The 16,838-nt window shown below is 42.0% G+C and carries 24 protein-coding genes and 1 pseudogene; 20 read left to right on the top strand and 5 right to left on the bottom strand.

What is annotated here, in order from left to right; genetic code table 11:
- Positions 1 to 1,057: 1,057 nt before the first annotated feature.
- Positions 1,058 to 1,228 (bottom strand): hypothetical protein, encoded by a 171-nt coding sequence (locus AMBT_RS22570; RefSeq protein WP_013783752.1) that lies wholly within the window; start codon positions 1,226 to 1,228, stop codon positions 1,058 to 1,060.
- 255 nt (positions 1,229 to 1,483) lie between these two features.
- On the opposite strand from AMBT_RS22570, the gene AMBT_RS06215 reads away from it, so the two are divergent.
- From AMBT_RS06215 to AMBT_RS06195, 5 genes and pseudogenes are all read left to right on the top strand, one after another.
- The gene (locus tag AMBT_RS06215) at positions 1,484 to 2,011 is read left to right on the top strand and encodes a P-loop NTPase family protein (RefSeq protein WP_013783751.1); all 528 of its coding nucleotides are present in this window, start codon (positions 1,484 to 1,486) and stop codon (positions 2,009 to 2,011) included.
- A gap of 131 nt (positions 2,012 to 2,142) precedes the next feature.
- Entirely contained in the window at positions 2,143 to 2,475 is a 333-nt protein-coding gene (locus tag AMBT_RS06210; protein ID WP_013783750.1) for a hypothetical protein, read from the top strand.
- A gap of 123 nt (positions 2,476 to 2,598) precedes the next feature.
- A complete protein-coding gene (locus AMBT_RS06205; protein WP_013783749.1) occupies positions 2,599 to 3,018 on the top strand; it encodes a DUF4262 domain-containing protein in 420 nt (139 codons plus the stop codon).
- Between the two features lie 267 nt (positions 3,019 to 3,285).
- Positions 3,286 to 3,417 (top strand): annotated as a pseudogene (locus AMBT_RS23030) (excalibur calcium-binding domain-containing protein); the annotation flags it as partial.
- 554 nt (positions 3,418 to 3,971) lie between these two features.
- Complete coding sequence (locus tag AMBT_RS06195) at positions 3,972 to 4,253, top strand: hypothetical protein (protein WP_013783746.1); 282 nt, start codon at positions 3,972 to 3,974, stop codon at positions 4,251 to 4,253.
- Between the two features lie 346 nt (positions 4,254 to 4,599).
- On the opposite strand, the gene AMBT_RS22560 is transcribed toward AMBT_RS06195, so the two are convergent.
- Entirely contained in the window at positions 4,600 to 4,782 is a 183-nt protein-coding gene (locus AMBT_RS22560) for a hypothetical protein (protein WP_013783744.1), read from the bottom strand.
- A 33-nt stretch (positions 4,783 to 4,815) separates the two neighbouring features.
- Here AMBT_RS22560 and AMBT_RS22555 point away from each other — a divergent pair, with 33 nt between their 5' ends.
- From AMBT_RS22555 to AMBT_RS06170, 4 genes are all read left to right on the top strand, one after another.
- On the top strand, positions 4,816 to 5,373 hold the full coding sequence (locus tag AMBT_RS22555) for a hypothetical protein (RefSeq protein WP_013783743.1): 558 nt from the start codon (positions 4,816 to 4,818) through the stop codon (positions 5,371 to 5,373).
- Positions 5,374 to 5,491: 118 nt separating this feature from the next.
- Complete coding sequence (locus tag AMBT_RS06180) at positions 5,492 to 5,776, top strand: hypothetical protein (protein ID WP_013783742.1); 285 nt, start codon at positions 5,492 to 5,494, stop codon at positions 5,774 to 5,776.
- Positions 5,777 to 5,920: 144 nt separating this feature from the next.
- A complete protein-coding gene (locus AMBT_RS06175; RefSeq protein WP_148259081.1) occupies positions 5,921 to 6,394 on the top strand; it encodes a hypothetical protein in 474 nt (157 codons plus the stop codon).
- 106 nt (positions 6,395 to 6,500) lie between these two features.
- Positions 6,501 to 6,980, top strand: coding sequence for a DMP19 family protein (locus AMBT_RS06170; protein WP_041452807.1), 480 nt, complete (start codon positions 6,501 to 6,503; stop codon positions 6,978 to 6,980).
- Between the two features lie 515 nt (positions 6,981 to 7,495).
- Here the strand turns inward: AMBT_RS06170 and AMBT_RS06165 are convergent.
- A complete protein-coding gene (locus tag AMBT_RS06165) occupies positions 7,496 to 7,753 on the bottom strand; it encodes a type II toxin-antitoxin system RelE/ParE family toxin (protein WP_232363197.1) in 258 nt (85 codons plus the stop codon).
- A gap of 20 nt (positions 7,754 to 7,773) precedes the next feature.
- Positions 7,774 to 8,058: a type II toxin-antitoxin system TacA family antitoxin gene (locus tag AMBT_RS06160; RefSeq protein WP_013783738.1), complete on the bottom strand. Its 285-nt coding sequence runs from the start codon at positions 8,056 to 8,058 to the stop codon at positions 7,774 to 7,776.
- A gap of 197 nt (positions 8,059 to 8,255) precedes the next feature.
- On the opposite strand from AMBT_RS06160, the gene AMBT_RS21875 reads away from it, so the two are divergent.
- The 6 genes from AMBT_RS21875 to AMBT_RS06130 all read left to right on the top strand — a co-directional run bounded on the left by AMBT_RS21875 (position 8,256) and on the right by AMBT_RS06130 (position 12,425).
- Positions 8,256 to 8,678 (top strand): hypothetical protein, encoded by a 423-nt coding sequence (locus AMBT_RS21875; RefSeq protein WP_013783737.1) that lies wholly within the window; start codon positions 8,256 to 8,258, stop codon positions 8,676 to 8,678.
- 950 nt (positions 8,679 to 9,628) lie between these two features.
- Positions 9,629 to 10,090, top strand: coding sequence for a hypothetical protein (locus AMBT_RS06150; protein ID WP_013783735.1), 462 nt, complete (start codon positions 9,629 to 9,631; stop codon positions 10,088 to 10,090).
- Between the two features lie 125 nt (positions 10,091 to 10,215).
- On the top strand, positions 10,216 to 10,599 hold the full coding sequence (locus AMBT_RS06145; RefSeq protein ID WP_013783734.1) for a hypothetical protein: 384 nt from the start codon (positions 10,216 to 10,218) through the stop codon (positions 10,597 to 10,599).
- Between the two features lie 535 nt (positions 10,600 to 11,134).
- Entirely contained in the window at positions 11,135 to 11,500 is a 366-nt protein-coding gene (locus tag AMBT_RS06140; protein WP_013783730.1) for a DUF7674 family protein, read from the top strand.
- A 142-nt stretch (positions 11,501 to 11,642) separates the two neighbouring features.
- Complete coding sequence (locus tag AMBT_RS06135) at positions 11,643 to 11,987, top strand: hypothetical protein (RefSeq protein ID WP_013783729.1); 345 nt, start codon at positions 11,643 to 11,645, stop codon at positions 11,985 to 11,987.
- Positions 11,988 to 12,125: 138 nt separating this feature from the next.
- A complete protein-coding gene (locus tag AMBT_RS06130; protein ID WP_013783728.1) occupies positions 12,126 to 12,425 on the top strand; it encodes a hypothetical protein in 300 nt (99 codons plus the stop codon).
- 833 nt (positions 12,426 to 13,258) lie between these two features.
- Here the strand turns inward: AMBT_RS06130 and AMBT_RS06120 are convergent.
- Positions 13,259 to 14,413, bottom strand: a complete 1,155-nt coding sequence (locus tag AMBT_RS06120) for an IS110 family RNA-guided transposase (RefSeq protein WP_013783726.1) — start codon at positions 14,411 to 14,413, stop codon at positions 13,259 to 13,261.
- 127 nt (positions 14,414 to 14,540) lie between these two features.
- Between AMBT_RS06120 and AMBT_RS06115 the strand changes: the two genes are divergently transcribed.
- From AMBT_RS06115 to AMBT_RS06095, 5 genes are all read left to right on the top strand, one after another.
- Positions 14,541 to 14,999, top strand: a complete 459-nt coding sequence (locus tag AMBT_RS06115; RefSeq protein WP_013783724.1) for a nuclear transport factor 2 family protein — start codon at positions 14,541 to 14,543, stop codon at positions 14,997 to 14,999.
- 135 nt (positions 15,000 to 15,134) lie between these two features.
- Positions 15,135 to 15,407: a hypothetical protein gene (locus AMBT_RS06110; RefSeq protein WP_013783723.1), complete on the top strand. Its 273-nt coding sequence runs from the start codon at positions 15,135 to 15,137 to the stop codon at positions 15,405 to 15,407.
- Between the two features lie 131 nt (positions 15,408 to 15,538).
- On the top strand, positions 15,539 to 15,757 hold the full coding sequence (locus AMBT_RS06105; protein ID WP_013783722.1) for an addiction module protein: 219 nt from the start codon (positions 15,539 to 15,541) through the stop codon (positions 15,755 to 15,757).
- Between the two features lie 3 nt (positions 15,758 to 15,760).
- The gene (locus AMBT_RS06100) at positions 15,761 to 16,057 is read left to right on the top strand and encodes a type II toxin-antitoxin system RelE/ParE family toxin (RefSeq protein ID WP_013783721.1); all 297 of its coding nucleotides are present in this window, start codon (positions 15,761 to 15,763) and stop codon (positions 16,055 to 16,057) included.
- Between the two features lie 112 nt (positions 16,058 to 16,169).
- The gene (locus AMBT_RS06095) at positions 16,170 to 16,481 is read left to right on the top strand and encodes a hypothetical protein (RefSeq protein WP_013783720.1); all 312 of its coding nucleotides are present in this window, start codon (positions 16,170 to 16,172) and stop codon (positions 16,479 to 16,481) included.
- Positions 16,482 to 16,838: the final 357 nt, after the last annotated feature.

Here is a 16,838-nt window from a genome sequence, read left to right as displayed (position 1 = left end):
TAAATTCAATAATTTAAACGCGCGGCCTAATTGGCTAGTGGTGGCAGCAAAGCTGCGTACTTTCAGTTGTACGCCTAACAAAACGCTGTTGGCACTCCCTTCGGTCGCTGGGACGCTAACACGGGGCCGCTTCGCGATTATAGCCCCATGTTAGCGCCCCAAAGCTTAGTGTTAGAAGGCGTCAGCCTAAACTACGTTTGGCTTTATAAAAATATCAGTTCAACAACCCTCTCCTGTTGCTCCCAACATCGCCCCGGGCTTTCGGTGGTTTTAACTTCGCCGCTTTAAATTCAAAGGTTGCGCAATAGGCGCTTTACCGCCAAGTTCTCATTTTCATCCAGCAAGCACCATTGCACTTGGTAGCTCAAATGGCGGCTTGCTCCAGTTAAATCACCAACATTACTCCATTGGCATTTTACTTGTTTACTTTAACAATCAATCGTATGCTGGCTTTATTAGTTTTTAAATAGGCCAAGGGAACAGGCTCTGCTTCTAACAAAGCGCTCAAGTCACTCCCTTCGGTCGTTCGGACGCAGTTACGCGGAGCGGCTTCGCCATTATGCCCCACGCAACTGCGCCGCTTAGCTTAAAGTTAGAAGGCGTCAGCCTAAACTACTATTGGTTTAGCAAAAAAACCGTACAACTACCCTCACCTGTTGTTTCAATCATCGCCAAAGCATTGGTAGTTTTAATGTTACCGCGCGTACTTAAAAGGTTGCGCAATATGCGCTTTATCGCCAAGTTCTTATTCGAGGCCAGCAAGCGCCATTGCACTTGGTAATTCATGGGTCGGCTTGCTTCAGTCAAATCACCTACATCACTGTACTGGCATTTTGCTTGTTTGCTTTAACGATCAATCGTATGCTGGCTTTATTAGTTTTTAAAAAGCCAAAGGAACAGGCTCTGCTTCTAACAAAGCGCTTAAGCCTCTCCCTTCGGTCGCTGGGACGCCTATACGCGGGGCGGCTTCGCCATTATGCCCCACGCATCTGCGCCCCTTAGCTTAAAGTTATAAACCATGTCGCAATTTGCGGTTAAACTCTTTTTAAATCGTCAGTCACTTCACGTTTTTCTTTTCAATTAGCAGTGTCAGTTTGCAAACATTCGACTGCGTAAGCAACGCGGTTGTTTGTCGCCTTTTTTCATTGAAGTGTTCTTTAAGGCCGTCGCCTTTTACTTTTATTGTTGTTTCAGTATTTGCAGTTGCTACTTCGAAGGTAACTGTCATTCAGTAACATTTTTAAACGCCGCTTAAGTTCAATACGCGCCATGGCTGGTTTTAAAAAACATCATCAGAAAAACCAAAAGCATGCTCTTTTTACTTGCAGCTTTATCAGTAAATCATTTATAACAAACAAATTAAGTCGTTCGCTGGCGCTCTCTGGGACAATAACACGTAGGCTCAGGTCGCTTTGCTCCCAAGTTTAGCCTACGTGTTATTGCCCCTTATTTGGGAGTTAAGTGCCAGTCAGGCTTCATCACAATGAAAAGAATCAATGTCATCGGTACAAGCGGAAGCGGTAAATCTCATTTCAGTTACTTGCTTGCTCAAAAGCTAGGTATTCAGTACATAGAAATGGATGCGCTGTTTTGGTTGCCAAATTGGGAGCAACTGGAAACCGAAGAATTTTTGTCTTTGCTTAAAGCTCACTTAGAAAAAGAGGCTTGGGTATTAGATGGCAATCAATCCAAAACTAATTCGCTCAAGTGGCAATACGTGGACACAATTATTTGGTTGGATTACAGCTTTTTTCATACGTTTAAGCAAATCCTCATTCGCTCGTTTAAACGCTCAACATCAAAACAGGAAATCTGGGCAGGTACAGGAAATAGAGAATCCTTTCGGCGTAATTTTTTGTCTTCCGAATCCGTCATCCTGTGGATGCTACAAAACTACTGGAAAACCAAGCGTAAATACGCCAAGCTTTTCGCAAGCGAATCACTTAATGGTATTCAGTTGGTGCATCTCACATCGCCAAAAAAAGCAAAGTTGTTTTTAGAAAATGCGTAGAGCACTTAACAACCCAATCAACACACTCACTTCGTTCGCTGGGACGCATACACGCGGGGCGGCTTCGCCATTATGCCCCACATGTCTGCGCCCGTTATTGGAAAGTTATATTCTTTGAGGAAATATTGACCATGAATCATGAGCACGAACCGTCAGTGCTGATTAGTTTATGCCATTTCCTATTATTTCTATCTGGGTTATTAGTTGGCATCGCAATCTACAATCTTGTTGAAGTGCCAAATAATCAAATATGGCCGCTCACAATTGGGGGTATTTTATCTATAGGCTTACCCGTATCTTTCGGTTTTATTAGGAAGAAAACTCTTTCAGAGGCTTTCAAAGAACTTGCAGGTAGTAGTTCAAAGCTTGGCCAAGGCGGATATAAATCGAATATAGTAGCTTTATGGATATGGACTAGCTTGGTACTTTTTACAATTTTCGGCGCGATTTATGAACGAATATAACAACTCAATAAACTCACTCACTTCGTTCACTGGGACGCATACACGCAGGGCGGCTTCGCCATTATGCCCTTCGCGCCTGCGCCCGTTATTGAAAAGTTATACGCAAACTAGGAACCTGTGAATATGTCGGATGTAATGGGAAAAGTAGAAGATGACATTAAGAAACATGGTTGGCATGTTCTTTCTGTTTTTAGCAAGGATGCTCCGAGCTTTTCATATTCAATAGGTTTTACTGAAACGCTTGATCATCCTGAAATCATCATGTCTGGATTGGATACCTCATTGATGCACTCACTTATCAACGATATTGGACAGTTAATCAGGAACGGTCAACGATTTACCAATAACCAATTAAGTGAAGAGGTTATAAAAGGCTATCCGGTCAAATTTAGTAAAATTAGCGAACTCAACAAAGAGGAATACTTAAGGGCAGCTGTTAGTATATATAGCATTGAAAAGTTTGACGCTCTTCAATGTATTTGGCCTGATAAAGAAGGTAAATTTCAAGAAGAAAGTAACACTGCTCAAGAGGTCTTATCGTGATTGCGTATAACAAAAAAATTAATTCACTCACTTCGTTCGCTGGGACGCATACACATGGACTGCTTCGCATTATAGCCCATGTGTATGCGCCCCTTATTTAAAAGTTATGTACTCAGGGAAGAAATTTAGATGTTAAAGAAATTATTACTACTTTTAGCCGTTCTAGTTGGTGTCTTTATTTATTCCAAGAACGATCAAAACGTGGAAGTATTGCCACAACCTGCCTTACCTACCCAAGAAACTCTAATTCAAGCAGACCGTTTTTCATTTCGTTGCGATGGTAGACAACATTGCAGTCAAATGACATCTTATGAAGAAGCAAAATTTTTCTTAGAAAACTGCCCAAATACAAAAATGGACGGCGACAATGACGGAATACCATGTGAAAGGCAGTTTTAGCAACGTACATAACAACCCAATCAACACACTCACTGCGTTCGCTGGGACGCATACACGCGGGGCGGCTTCGCCATTATGCCCCACATGTCTGCGCCCGTTATTGGAAAGTTAGAAGGCGTCAGCCTAAACTGCGTTTGGCTTTATAAAAATTCCAGTTCAACCGCCCTCACCTGCTGTATCAAAATCGCCCTGGCTTTTGGTGGTTTTAACTTCGCCGCATTAACTTCAAAGGTCGCGCAATAGGCGCTTTATCGCCAAGTTCTTAATTCAATTTAGCAAGCGCCATTGCACTTGGTAGCTCAAATGGCGGCTTGCTCTAGTCAAATCACCAACATTACTCCATTGGCATTTTACTTGTTTGCTTTAACAATCAATCGTATGCTGGCTTTATTAGTTTTTAGAACTTCCAAAGGTAAAGGCTCTGCTTCTAACAAAGCGCTTAAGCCACTCCCTTCGGTCGCTGGGACGCCTATACGCGGGGCGGCTTCGCCATTATGCCCCACGCATCTGCGCCCCTTAGCTTAAAGTTATATGCCACTAGGAAAACCTAACTTATGGTTTACTTATTAGCTGGGATTGTGTGTGTTCATTTGGCTTGGGCATTTTTTAATACTCTAGCGGTTCACAGCACATTGTTTATCAATAATAGCTCTCGAGCTATTACCTTACTTGTCAATTGGCTTATTCCAATAGGTGGGCCTGCTATTACTTTGGTTGTCCTTCGCTCAATAAACCCCAAAGTAAAAGGTCGCAATCCTGTTGCGGACGGTTCTGGTAGTAGCAATCTATATTCGGGGAATGAGGGTTCAGATTCTGGTGGTGGCTGTGGTGATTAACGTAGCTAAACTAGGTTGTATTTAAAATGGCTTATAACAAAAAAATTAAGCACGCCCGCTGCGCGGGCTGGGACGCATACATGCGGGGCGGCTTCGCCATTATGCCCCACATGCCTGCGCCCCTTATTTAAAAGTTAGAAGGCGTCAGCCTAAACTGCGTTTGGCTGTATAAAAATATCAATTCAACCGCCCTCACCTGTTGTTCCCAACATCGCTCTGGCTTTAGGTGCTTTTAACTTCGCCGCTTTAAATTCAAAGGTCGCGCAATAGGCGCTTTATCGCCAAATTCTTATTTTACTCGGTAAGCGCCATTGCGTTTGCTAGTTCAAATGGCGGCTTGCTTCAGTCAGATCAGCAACATCACTGCGCTGGCATTTTGCTTGTTTGCTTTAACAATCAATCGTATGCTGGCTTTATTAGTTTTTAATAAGGCCAAAGGTATAGGCTCTGCTTCTAACAAAGCGCTTAAGCCACTCCCTTCGGTCGCTGGGACGCCTATACGCGGGGCGGCTTCGCCATTATGCCCCACGCATCTGCGCCCCTTAGCTTAAAGTTATATGCCATGAAACATTCGTGCTTTTTACTAATAATTCTTTCATTAGCTTTAGTTGGCTGTATAGCCAAACCTAGAGGATCTTATTACCAACCTTTCCACCCTCTTGGGCAAGCCGCATCTCGCACATGCGACGCGAATAGCAATAAAGTGCGCCTAGAAATAACTATCGAAGACGGTATAACTATGCAAACTCATTTGCTAGAGACAAGCAACGGTTCATTTGTTTTGGAAATTGGTTTTGTCTTAGAAAAAAATAAAGAAATCAAGCTACATTCAGACTCTATTGCAATACAATTTAATGAAGAAAAATCATTACTTGTATCGCTTAAAGAGTGGAAAAAACGAATACTAGTCGGAGGCGTTGTAAAGCAAAAATATCGTGGCTCAGTCTTCGAATACAATATGTCTTATAGTGAGTCTATAAGCATAACCGAAAGCATTGGAAACACTCTCAAAGTAACCGTCCCAGAATTTGAAGTTTCAGGTCAACGTAGACAACTTGTTCCAATAGTTTTCAAGAAAAAATCAGGAGAAGTACAGTGGTTACCGAAACTAAACTGTTAGCATATAACAAAGCGCTAAACACGTTCCCTTTGGTCACTGGGACACAAACGCAGCGGCGCTTCGCTATTATGCCGCTACGTTTGCGCCCGTTAGCTTAAAGTTATAAGCCACGTTGTAGATGAAAAAATTTCAGATTATTTTTGGTACTACTCTTTTCATTTCCCTAGTGCTATCTGCCTTGTTAAGGTTGTTAGGAATAGAGCAATATCAAGTAATTTCAGGTGTACCAGGTCTGATAATTTTATTTTTAATTTTTCTGGGCCATTTCGTAACACTAGATGAGGATCTCGCCGGTGGTTGGTCTAATCCAGATGCCTCAAAAAAAGTTGCTCTACTGTCAGTCGGAGAACTTGCATTAAAACTTATTGCGTTGTTATTTGGCCTTTGGCTAGTACTAAGTTAATTTAAACAGTGGCTTATAACAAACCACTCAAGGCACTCGCTTCGCTCGCTGGGACGCTAACACATGGGCTGCGTCACTTCGTTCCTAATTTTAGCCCATATGTTATCGCCCCTTAGTGGGAAGTTATAGGGAGTGATAGGTTTGGTGAAAATTGTTGATCTAAATGACAAATGGGCTGTTCTTATTGGCAGGTTATTTATTGCATTTGGCTCGATTGAAAGAACAACTCATAACTGCCTAATAGATTGGCTAAAAGATCCCACTTATGCTCATATAAGTAAGATGCGATTCTCACAACGTGTTGACGTAATCATTGATCTTTTAGGTACATTAGAATTTGTTGAGCAGAACAAAGCAGATTTAATTCAAGGGTTGAAGAAAGCTAAGAAATTAGCAGAAAAACGAAATATAGTTGCTCACAATCCATTAATGCTAGATTTGTTTGATGGTGACTTTAAAGAGATTATTATTTCAAATACAAAAGATGGAGTAACTATTACTTTTGAAGAATTACAACAAATAACTCAATCTGCGGAAAGTCTTTCAACAGAGCTAGTTAATACTTGTACAAAAATAAAGTTAGAGGGCTGGGAAGGTCTCCCTATAACAACTCAATAAACTCGCTCACTTCGTTCGCTGGGACGCATACACGCGGGGCGGCTTCGCCATTATGCCCCACATGTCTGCGCCCGTTATTGAAAAGTTATGCCCTATGGAGCGAAGTTTGAAGTTCAAGGATTTTTTCAAGGATAAGAATACAACGGATGCCGTCTTGGATTGCATTCAAGAAATTCTCTGGGACGAAGGAGACGAACTAACTTTACACATCGAAAGACTCTCACATGCTTCTAAAGTAATTTACCTTGCGGAGACTTGTGAAGGACAAATTAATAACGGAGGTTTCGACCAGTTTTTCTGGAACTCGTCAGGCGATTACACGCTGGAAACTATAAAAGCACTTGAGGAAATAGGGGCGATAAAGTCTGTTCAACTTTTCAATAAAGCCACTTCTTGGTTTCCAAACTCAACACCGTCAGCGGATAGAGAAGCCAGATGGAAACAACTAAAAGTCTTCGAAAAATCTACCGCATATGAAAAATTGCTGGATGCATTGGATAAAGAATTTTATAAATACGAGGACAATATCATGGCGTTAATAGACGATTACATTAAAGCACATCCAGACTCATCAATACGGGCATAACAAGCCAATCAACACACTCACTGCGTTCGCTGGGACGCATACACGCGGGGCGGCTTCGCCATTATGCCCCACATGTATGCGCCCGTTATTGGAAAGTTAGAAGGCGTCAGCCTAAACTACATTTGGCTTTATAAAAATATCAGTTCAACCACCCTATTCTGTTGTTTCCAACATCGCCCAAGCTTTGGTAGTTTTAATGTCACCGCGCTTACTTCAAAGGTTGCGCAATAGGCGCTTTACCAACAAGTTCTTATTTTACCCGGCAAGCGCCATTGCACTCGGCAACTCATAGGGCGGCTTGCTTCAGTCAAGTCAATACCATCACTGCGCTGTTGTTTTACTTGTTTGTGTTAATAATCAATCGTATGCTGACTTTATTAGTTTTTTAACTAGGCCAAAGGAACAGGCTCTGCTTCTAACAAAGCGCTCAAGTCACTCCCTTCGGTCGTTCGGACGCATTTACGCGGGGCGGCTTCGCCATTATGCCCCACGCAACTGCGCCGCTTAGCTTAAAGTTAGTTGCCTACAGGAAATTTTTGCTTTTGGTGTAAAACTCGAAGAATGTGAATAATGTCGTCTTTTATGAAATATGAAACGATCATTGAAACCTCTGGAATTATTAACAGTCTTCCCGGTATACCCTCTCTCTCCACTCCCATAAAAGGTTGCTGGTTCAAGTTTTCAACTTTCTTCTCAATTATTGCATCAGTGTTTTCTGCTGCTAATGGGTTAAATTCGTATAAAAACTCGAAAATAGCCTCACGATCGTCCAACGAACTTTTTTCCCATAAGATCATTTTTTGGCTTTATTCCTAATTTTCATTTTTCGAGCTTCCATGTCCAAGTTCGCTTCTTCATGACTGACAAACTTGCTTTGCCCACTCTCTAATTTACTGAACGCAGCATTAACCTCTTCAGTAAGCCACTGATCATGAGTAATTATTTTTCGTTGCTGTTCAGCGAGTTCTTCCGTAAGCTCCCTACAAGCGTCACTTAAAGTGCGTCCTTGGCTTTCGGCCATTATCTGAGCTAGCCGTTTAGTTTCTTCATCTACTCTAAACTGAATACGGGTATCCATGATAAACTCCTTATGAAATGTACACACAAATGTTAGCACATCTGTTGAATTTACGGCAACTAACAAGCGCATTAACACTCGCTGCGCTCGCTGGGGACAAAAAAACGTAGGCTCCCTGCGCTTCGCTTGGTATTCTAGCCTACGTATTTTTGCCCGTTATGCGGGTGTTATGTGCAGGTTTAATTTATGAGGGTTAAATGGATTATTTCTCTTCATGCTCATGCGAAGCTGTTCGCGTAAAACTATCACTTCCTAAGTCAATCGAAAGCTATCAACCTAGAGAATGTGACTGCGACTTTTGTAAGCATCATAGTCTTGCGTACATATCAGATCCGCTTGGAAAGTTAAGCGTTAACTCAAGTGCCTCAGTCAATTTTTTAAAGCAAGGTTCAGAACAAGCCTCCTTTATTCAATGTTCTAGATGCAACCAAGTCGTGGCGGTTTTTTACGATGCAGAAAAAGTTAAAAAAGGTGCTGTATCCGCTACTCTATTTGCCAATCGTCATTCTTTCAATGAATATCAAACCACTTCACCTAAATTGTTGAATTCGGCAGATAGACGTGAGCGTTGGGGTAATTTATGGTTAACTGTGGTTTTAGAAATAAGCGAAAACACATAACAAAAAAATCAAGTTCGCCCGCTGCGCGGGCTGGGACGCAAACATGCGGGGCGGCTTCGCCATTATGCCCCACACGTCTGCGCCCCTTATTTAAAAGTTAGAAGGCGTCAGCCTAAACTGCATTTGGCTGTTTAAGAATATCAATTCAACCGCCCTCTCCTGCTGATTAAAAATCGCTACGGCTTCAGGTTGTTTTAACTTCGCCGCATTAACTTCAAAGGTCGCGCAATAGGCGCTTTATCGCCAAGTTCTTATTTTTAGTCAGCAAGCGCCATTGCGTTTGTCAACTCGAGTGGCAGCTTACTTCAGTCAAATCAATACCGCCGTTGCGCTGTCGTTTTACTTGTTTGTGTTAATAATCAATCGTATGCTGGCTTTATTAGTTTTTAATAAGGCCAAAGGTGCAGGCTCTGCTTCTAACAAAACGCTTAAGCCTCTCCCTTCGGTCGCTGGGACGCCTATACGCGGGGCGGCTTCGCCATTATGCCCCACGTATCTGCGCCCCTTAGCTTAAAGTTAGGCGTCATTTACTTACAGCATTAAAAAGCAGGTTTAACTGTGACATTCCAGCATCAAGGTTGTTTCGCTAGGTTGTCTTTGCGGCTAGCACATATTGCTGTTTAAGCGACTTTAGCAACGTGCTTTTCATAAACACCGCAACGCCAACATTTAACAATACAAGTTATCTAAACTCGCTCTTTTATCCAGCATTACCGTTAACATCTGGCTTTTCGCACAGGGTTGTTTTATCTTAAATTCAATAATTTAAACACGCGGTCTATTTGGCTAGTGGTGGCAGCAAAGCTGCGTACGTTCCTTTGTACGCCTAACAAAACGCTGTTGGCACTCCCTCCGGTCGCTGGGACGCTAACACGTGGGCTGGCTCGCTTCGCTCGGATTTTAGCCCACGTGCTAGCGCCCCAAAGCTTAGCGTTAGGCCTCAGTTAAGTATGTCAGATTTAAAGCCAGATTATTCAAGTTACTCAGTAGCCGAACTTAATGAAGCAAGAGAGTCAATTAATAAACACCAATTCCCTGAAAGACTTGCTGAAATACAATCAGAATTAGCTCAAAGAGGTGTAGGTAATCCCCAAACCACAAACGTGCATAAATCAGTAAAAAAACCAGTGGAAAAGGTGCCCAATATTTTAACGAAAACAGACTCCAAAATTATTCATTTCATAATCCGAGTTTGGTGCATCGTTTTGTTTTATTTACCTGCCTCTGATCTCCATGAAATATTTATGGAAGGTACAACTTACGCAAGGCGATTGGGTACTATTAGTTACGACAGTAATCCCATTTCTTTTAGTATTGAGGTTGCTAAAAGTATTATATTAGCAGGGTTGCTAATATTTGGATTTGTCAAAAATCCACTTACATTGGGTAAAAAAGGTGAGCCAAAGGCCTAACAAACAACTGTTGGCGCTCACTGCGTTCGCTGGGACACAAACACATGGGCTGCGTCACTTCGTTCCTAATTATAGCCCATGTATTTGTGCCCCAAAGTTGGGCGTTATATTTCAAGGAGCAATTGATGCTCAAATACTTTTTTGGACTTCTAATTTCACTATCATTTGGCGCCCAAGCAGGGTGTAGTATTTCAGATGAAATGAGAGAAATGTATAACGCCAAGTACGCAGAGCAGATATCAATAGATGTAAAATTATCTGGGCATAACTACACAGTGTTGATTTCAGCCCCAAAAGCACTTAACTCTGAGCCGTTTCAAGGTTTCCACTTAGTTGCTGACAGTTTTAACGAACCAACGTTTGCGGCAGCCCTAGAAAGTTTTGAAGAAGGAAGTGAATTTAAAACTTGGTTTGACATCGACGCAGGCTTAGTTCGAAAACACTTGATAGTCGTTACATTCGGTGAGGATTGTGGCTTTGATGTCACCAAGGAAGTCTTTTACCAATGAAATATAACAAACAAATTATGGCACTCGCTGCCGCTCGTTGGGACGCAAACACGTGTGCGGCTTCGCCATTATGCCCCACGCAACTGCGCCGCTTAGCTTAATGTTAGGCGTCATTTGCTTACAGCATTAAAATGTGGGTTCAGACGTGACATTACGGCAGCAAGGCTGTTTCGCTAGGTTGTATTTACGGCTGGCTTTTTCAGTATTTTAAACAATTTTAGCAACGCGCTTTTAATCAACACCGCAACGCCAGCATTCTGCATTTCCAGTTGTTTAAATTCGCTCTCTTTTTTCAGCAATGCTGTTAACATCTGGCATTTCGCACAGGGTTGTTTTATCTTTATTTCAATAATTTAAACAAGCTGGCTAATTGGCTAGTGGTGGCAGCAAAGCTGCGTACTTTCAGTTGTACGCCTAACAAAACGCTCAAGCCACTCCCTTCGGTCGCTGGGACGCAGATACGCGGGGCGGCTTCGCCATTATGCCCCACGTATCTGCGCCCCTTAGCTTAAAGTTAGGTGCTTCTGGGAAATCAATGGCTAAATCAGAAATAAGACGATTCTTAAAAGAAATCCGCACTAAATTTCCTGACGTCGTTCCTCTTATGGAAAAACATGAGAGTTGGGCGCTTACATTTCTAATGGAAGAGTTCGCAAATTTGACAACTATTTTGTTAAATCAAGGCGACTTAGAAGAAGCACTAGAACATTTGCAGTACATGAGCGAGAAACTAGATACTGCAACCAAGGCGGAATTCGAGTACATAGATGTATATTATACAGAGCACTTATTCTGCAAAGGTACCAAAGAAGGTATTGAACGTGGCTGGCCTCTCGTACCAGATAATCTCAAAAAATTATACTTGGACTTTCATGATAAACCACCTAGGGTAGTGGTTTAAAAATGCACGCACCTAACAAAAAAATTAAGTTCGCCCGCTGCGCGGGCTGGGACGCAAACATATGGGCTGCTCACTTCGTTCGGATTTTAGCCCACATGTCTGCGCCCCTTATTTAAAAGTTATAAGTCACGAAGGAATCGTTGTGAAATCTGAAATTGAAGCATGGATTAAGCAAATAAAAGAACGCCCTGATGTAATTGCCATAAATATCGGTTTATTCCAGTCTGAAAATGGCTTTCAAGCTTACCTTGTAGGTTCAAACGAATATGATCCTGAGGATGACGATTGGGCTTGTAACGAGGACTTCGTTCCAACTACAAAGTATATTGATTTACCATGCTCTCAGAGTATTAACTGGGAAAGTTTACAATCCGATGTAGTGAGTATAATAAAAGAGCTACTTTCATCTAATTCGTCAACTATTTTGAATCATGTTCCTAATGTTACAGTTGGGTTTGATGACGCTGAACTAGTTAGTGTAAAGTGACTTATAACAAGCTGTTTAACAAGGACAAAATACAGTTGGCTTTTGCTCCTTCGTCGCTTAATTTTAGCCAACTATATTTTGCCCATTAACAGGGCGTTATTGCCCCTAAGTTGGGTGTTATGTTCACAAGGATGTTTTATGAAAGGCTCTAAGTTTTTATTAATAGTTTTAAGCCTTTTAGCTCTTCCACTATTTTTATTTGCCACATACTCAATATACAACTATTTAGCGTTCCCTGAAGCGGACTTACGGCATGAGAATTTGTACATTGTTGCTTTCATGGTTTTATATGGTCTGTTTCTGTTTATCCCATATAGCATCGCAATGGTTGTTGGCTGGCATGTAAACACGCTCAAACTAAAGTTAATATCAGCTTTGCCTTTCATTTTGTTGTTATTTTGTGCAGTATTTGCCGAATTAGAAGGGGTGCCATGGTAAGTAAACATAACAAAACGCTGTTGGCACTCCCTTCGGTCGTTGGGACGCAAACACGGGGCCGCTTCGCGATTATAGCCCCGTGCCTGCGCCACAAAGCTTAGTGTTATATGCTTTTCAGGAAGCTCATCAATAATGAATTTTATGAATCTAAACGCTACATTTTGGGGGCAAGTACTCTTCATTCTCGCTTTAGTTGTAATTTTCTTTACCATCAAATTCGCTAAAGGAAAAGCTGACAATATCGGGTTGGTTGCCATTTACGCTGTCTTGCTCAACTTCTTGATTCCGCCTGTTGGGTGGTTCTATTGTTACCGATGGGCAAATAAATAATTACCTAAAACAAATATCATCCTCTATGTAGCTAAGGTTTGTTTTTATTAGAGTGGATGTGTAAAAGGTTTTAAATTGTACGCATATAACAACTCAATCAACACACTCACTGCGTTCGCTGGGACGCATACACGCGGGGCGGCTTCGCCATTATGCCCCACATGTCTGCGCCCGTTATTGAAAAGTTGGTATGACTCCCTTTGTCAACCCTGAACGAGTGCTTCCCTGACATTCTTTCAGTCCATAATTAGCTTTATTTTTCGCTCATAATAAATGAACTAACGCACCGGATGAGGCAGTAATGTCGTCGGTTAGTATGCTGGTATTCGTAGGTTACTCATTCGTTGAATGAGCAGAGCTGACCTTACATGTTCCGCCGTAGCACCTTCTCATCAGTCTATGCTCGTGGGTCAATCACGGTTAAGTGATTGCCATCATAACTTTTTCGTAGGTTGTGCCACATCCCGCGGCCTGATCCGAATGCGTTAGCTCAAACTCGTTTGTCATGCAGGTACTCTACTTAACCGTAATTTTGGATTAACCGGTGTGAGTACCACTTCCTTTGCAATAGCCCAGATGTATGCCGCCATTTCCCTGGCTATCGCGGTAATGATCAAGTTGTAGTGCTTACCTTTTTTACTCATGCGCTGATAGCGTTTGCACAGACGCAGCTGGGCTTTCCAGGCGATATCAACAATGTCTTTGGGTAAGCCTTCTTGCCTTAACTGTAATTCGGTAGAGACATTTGCTGGATACCGATAGCTATGCGCACCTTCAATCAGTAAACGCCTTGCTCTGCCGTTGCCGGCTTTGGTAATGGCTCCTAAGTGTCGCTTTCCACCTGATGATTGTTCACTGGGAACTAAGCCCAGATAAGCCATGAGCTTTCTTGGGTGGTCGAAGCGATGTAGATCACCGAGTTCCGCCACAACACCAACGGCGACTAATAATCGAACACCGCGCATCGCTTGAATGGCTTTCACTACTGGATAATAACGCCATTGGTGAACGTGGTGAGTTAATTCATTATCTAGCCTTTCCAGTCGACGGATACGCTCTTCTATGGTTTGCAATTGTTCCTGCAAAACTATTTGCTGCGCCGGATGAGGCAATATCAATTCTGTAAGCCAGCGAAGGTGCTTCTTCGACCAGTTAGCAGTGCCTTCATAGCGTATGTTGTTGCGAAGCAGTAACGCTTTAAGCTGGTACTTGGCTTCTTTTAAATCTTTCATTGCCGCTTCACGAGCACGGGATAAATCCCGAACGGCTTCGTCCTCAGGCTCGGGCACATATATGGGCGTGAGATCTTCAGACTTTAGTGACCTAACGAGTTTAAGCGCATCTCGGCGGTCAGTCTTAATTCGTTCTCCAGGCTTTTTGGGAATAAGAGACGGAGCCACGACATAGCAACAATGCCCTAAACTTGTTATCAGCCGATAAATCCAGTAGCCACAAGGCCCAGCTTCATATACGACGTGAAGTGTTGCACCAGGATATTTAGATTCAAACTGCCGGAGCAGCTTTTTTACACTAGCTTTTGATGAAGGTATCCGTCCGTAGTGAACAGGGCTGGCACCACGTTGCTCCTCACAATAAGCTACTTCATGGAACTCTTTATGCGTATCCAACCCGATAAAAATCATGCTATGTTTGTTCATGCTAGCCTCCAAATTGATTTAGTATTGAACAAACTAATTATGGCTCTGGCTGAAAAGTTAACCCACGAAAATGCGGGGGCTAGCACTTTTACAGGGAGTCATTGTGTCTATACACACAAGGAAGATTATGTATAAGCTCTTACTTTTATTTGTCTTTTTACCTCTATCGTTTACTGCCAATGCTGCTCTCTCAGAGGGAGAACTGGAGCAACTAGCGACAAAGTTTGTGGAAGCCAAAAATGCTCGACAGCAACCTGAAACTACAACTCAGGATATTGATGCCTTTATTAATTTAATTGCAGACGAATTCGTCGATGAACATGTGAAGTTTAAAGTAACGATTACGGAAAAGTCCGCTTTACGTGAAGGTATGATTGCCAAAATGAGTGACAAGATTTACTACAGTTCAATAGTTATAAACGAAATAATGACTGGGGGAAATGTTGCCATTATTAAAATGACTGAGTCAGGAAAAGTCAGACCAAATCATTTAGACAAAGATATAACCTACAGCTCAGTAAATATAGTAACCTTAGAATTCAATGATGATAAGTTGATTACGTATATTCGCAGGCATCACGGTTAATGTGTGTATAACAAAACGCTGTTGGCACTCCCTTCGATCGCTGGGACGCTAACTCGTGGGCTGGCTCGCTTCGCTCGGATTTTAGTCCATGTGTTATCGCCCCTTAGTGGGAAGTTATATTGCAAGGAGGCAAATTTGGGTTTAACTCAACATATTAAACTTCAGGATAAAGTGACTAAAGAGCAAGCATCGCTATTCCTAGATGATCTTTGCTCAGAACTACAATTTGAAAAACGCACAGAAAAATGGATTGTCCGTTCAATGCAAGGAAAAAGAATGATCTTTGAGATAGTAGTTACAGATTGCGGCTTTTATACTCATCGTTCAGGAGATTACTTTGAATTTTTAGGTTTTTTAATTGAGCAGCTTACTGAAAAATTCGGCACTATTTGGATTGAGGACGTTTAAGCGAAGCAATATAACAAACCACTTAAGGTTCTCGCTTTGCTCGTTGGGACGCTAGCCGCTACTTGTAAATCCAGCCTTTCACTTCTCTTTTTTAGTGGTAATATCAAATCATACTCAATGGGAGTTATTTTATGTCTGATGCATTAAAAGTGATGCTTGAAAATATCGAGCAACTCAGTACTAAAGAGAAAGCTCTTGCTGCCCACTGTCTTTTAACGGCTATGGATACTAAGATTGATAGCGATGTGGAATCTGAGTGGGTAAAACTTGCAGAAGCTCGCAGCGCAGAGCTAGAGTCTGGTGCGGTAAAAAGCATTAGTTGGGAAGAGATAGAAAAGGATCTAAATTAAAAGATGCTGCCTGTTTCCTTTCACCCAGAGGTTAAAAGGGAAATAAAAGAGTCGTTTGATTGGTATCAAAAGCAGTCACTGGGGTTGGGTCACGAATTTACCCAAGAACTCAAGGAAGCCATCGATTCAGTTAGCTCTTTGCCATCGGCATGGACAAAAATGGGGCAAACTCATCGACGCTTTGTCTTAAGCAGGTTCCCATACTCTATTATTTATAAAATTATCGAAAACAGGGAAATTAGTGTGGTAGCTATTATGCACAACCACCGAAAACCAGGGTATTGGCACGAACGCGCCTAACAAACGCTTAACACGTTCCCTTCGGTCACTGGGACAGTAACGCAGCGGCGCTTCGCTATTATCCGCTACGTCACTGCTCGTTAGCTTAGCGTTAGGCCTATAGAGGTAAAACATGATTTCAGAGGCAGATTGGAAACACTTCAAACGAGTTAAGGCAGATGCATTAGATAAATGCTGCCAGCAAGTTTTGGACGATGTGCGTAAAGGAATCGATAATCCCGAACTTTCAGATCATGCAAAATATCTTTATTTGTATAAATTGATGGAAAACAGCGACAAACGTATCGCCAACATATTCGATTACAATGCAAGGTCCAAAGCTATGCTGCAACTTGCATTAATGAAATCAGATGGCCTTCTAGAGGCTAAGCAAATCAATGGCTTCTCAGATGAATTACAAAGTTTTATTAATAGCCATGACTAACTTATCAGCACGGCCTAACAACTCAATAAACTCACTCACTTCGTTCAACGTACGTAGACACTGAAAGTGATGAGTTATTATTTAACGATAAAGAGTGCACTATTGATGGGACTGTTTATCGATTAAACTCTTGGAAAGACTTTCATGACAAAGATGCAATTACAGTTTTTGAGTTAAAAAAGAAAGGCATCCTGGTAACAAACAGCTATTGTATTGGTATTAGGTTTTCCGCTTATAAAGAACCTCTACTGTTGAGTCAGGAACAATTATGGGAAATAGGAATTCCATAGAACGGGATCTAACAAACGCTTAAGCCACTCCCTTCACTCGCTGGGACGCTATATTTACAGGGAATTT

The sequence above is a fragment of the Alteromonas naphthalenivorans genome, assembly GCF_000213655.1.
Taxonomy (GTDB): Bacteria; Pseudomonadota; Gammaproteobacteria; order Enterobacterales; family Alteromonadaceae; genus Alteromonas; species Alteromonas naphthalenivorans.
Note: the sequence above shows the minus strand (reverse complement) of the source record. Positions and strands in the feature narration are given on the sequence as shown.

Excerpts from the sequence above, each read along its gene's own strand:
- AMBT_RS22570 (WP_013783752.1), bottom strand. The coding sequence starts at position 1,228 with ATGACAGTTACCTTCGAAGTAGCAACTGCAAATACTGAAACAACAATA.
- AMBT_RS06215 (WP_013783751.1), top strand. The coding sequence starts at position 1,484 with ATGAAAAGAATCAATGTCATCGGTACAAGCGGAAGCGGTAAATCTCAT.
- AMBT_RS06210 (WP_013783750.1), top strand. The coding sequence starts at position 2,143 with ATGAATCATGAGCACGAACCGTCAGTGCTGATTAGTTTATGCCATTTC.
- AMBT_RS06205 (WP_013783749.1), top strand. The coding sequence starts at position 2,599 with ATGTCGGATGTAATGGGAAAAGTAGAAGATGACATTAAGAAACATGGT.
- AMBT_RS06195 (WP_013783746.1), top strand. The coding sequence starts at position 3,972 with ATGGTTTACTTATTAGCTGGGATTGTGTGTGTTCATTTGGCTTGGGCA.
- AMBT_RS22555 (WP_013783743.1), top strand. The coding sequence starts at position 4,816 with ATGAAACATTCGTGCTTTTTACTAATAATTCTTTCATTAGCTTTAGTT.
- AMBT_RS06180 (WP_013783742.1), top strand. The coding sequence starts at position 5,492 with ATGAAAAAATTTCAGATTATTTTTGGTACTACTCTTTTCATTTCCCTA.
- AMBT_RS06160 (WP_013783738.1), bottom strand. The coding sequence starts at position 8,058 with ATGGATACCCGTATTCAGTTTAGAGTAGATGAAGAAACTAAACGGCTA.
- AMBT_RS21875 (WP_013783737.1), top strand. The coding sequence starts at position 8,256 with ATGGATTATTTCTCTTCATGCTCATGCGAAGCTGTTCGCGTAAAACTA.
- AMBT_RS06150 (WP_013783735.1), top strand. The coding sequence starts at position 9,629 with ATGTCAGATTTAAAGCCAGATTATTCAAGTTACTCAGTAGCCGAACTT.
- AMBT_RS06145 (WP_013783734.1), top strand. The coding sequence starts at position 10,216 with ATGCTCAAATACTTTTTTGGACTTCTAATTTCACTATCATTTGGCGCC.
- AMBT_RS06140 (WP_013783730.1), top strand. The coding sequence starts at position 11,135 with ATGGCTAAATCAGAAATAAGACGATTCTTAAAAGAAATCCGCACTAAA.
- AMBT_RS06130 (WP_013783728.1), top strand. The coding sequence starts at position 12,126 with ATGAAAGGCTCTAAGTTTTTATTAATAGTTTTAAGCCTTTTAGCTCTT.
- AMBT_RS06120 (WP_013783726.1), bottom strand. The coding sequence starts at position 14,413 with ATGAACAAACATAGCATGATTTTTATCGGGTTGGATACGCATAAAGAG.
- AMBT_RS06115 (WP_013783724.1), top strand. The coding sequence starts at position 14,541 with ATGTATAAGCTCTTACTTTTATTTGTCTTTTTACCTCTATCGTTTACT.
- AMBT_RS06105 (WP_013783722.1), top strand. The coding sequence starts at position 15,539 with ATGTCTGATGCATTAAAAGTGATGCTTGAAAATATCGAGCAACTCAGT.
- AMBT_RS06100 (WP_013783721.1), top strand. The coding sequence starts at position 15,761 with ATGCTGCCTGTTTCCTTTCACCCAGAGGTTAAAAGGGAAATAAAAGAG.
- AMBT_RS06095 (WP_013783720.1), top strand. The coding sequence starts at position 16,170 with ATGATTTCAGAGGCAGATTGGAAACACTTCAAACGAGTTAAGGCAGAT.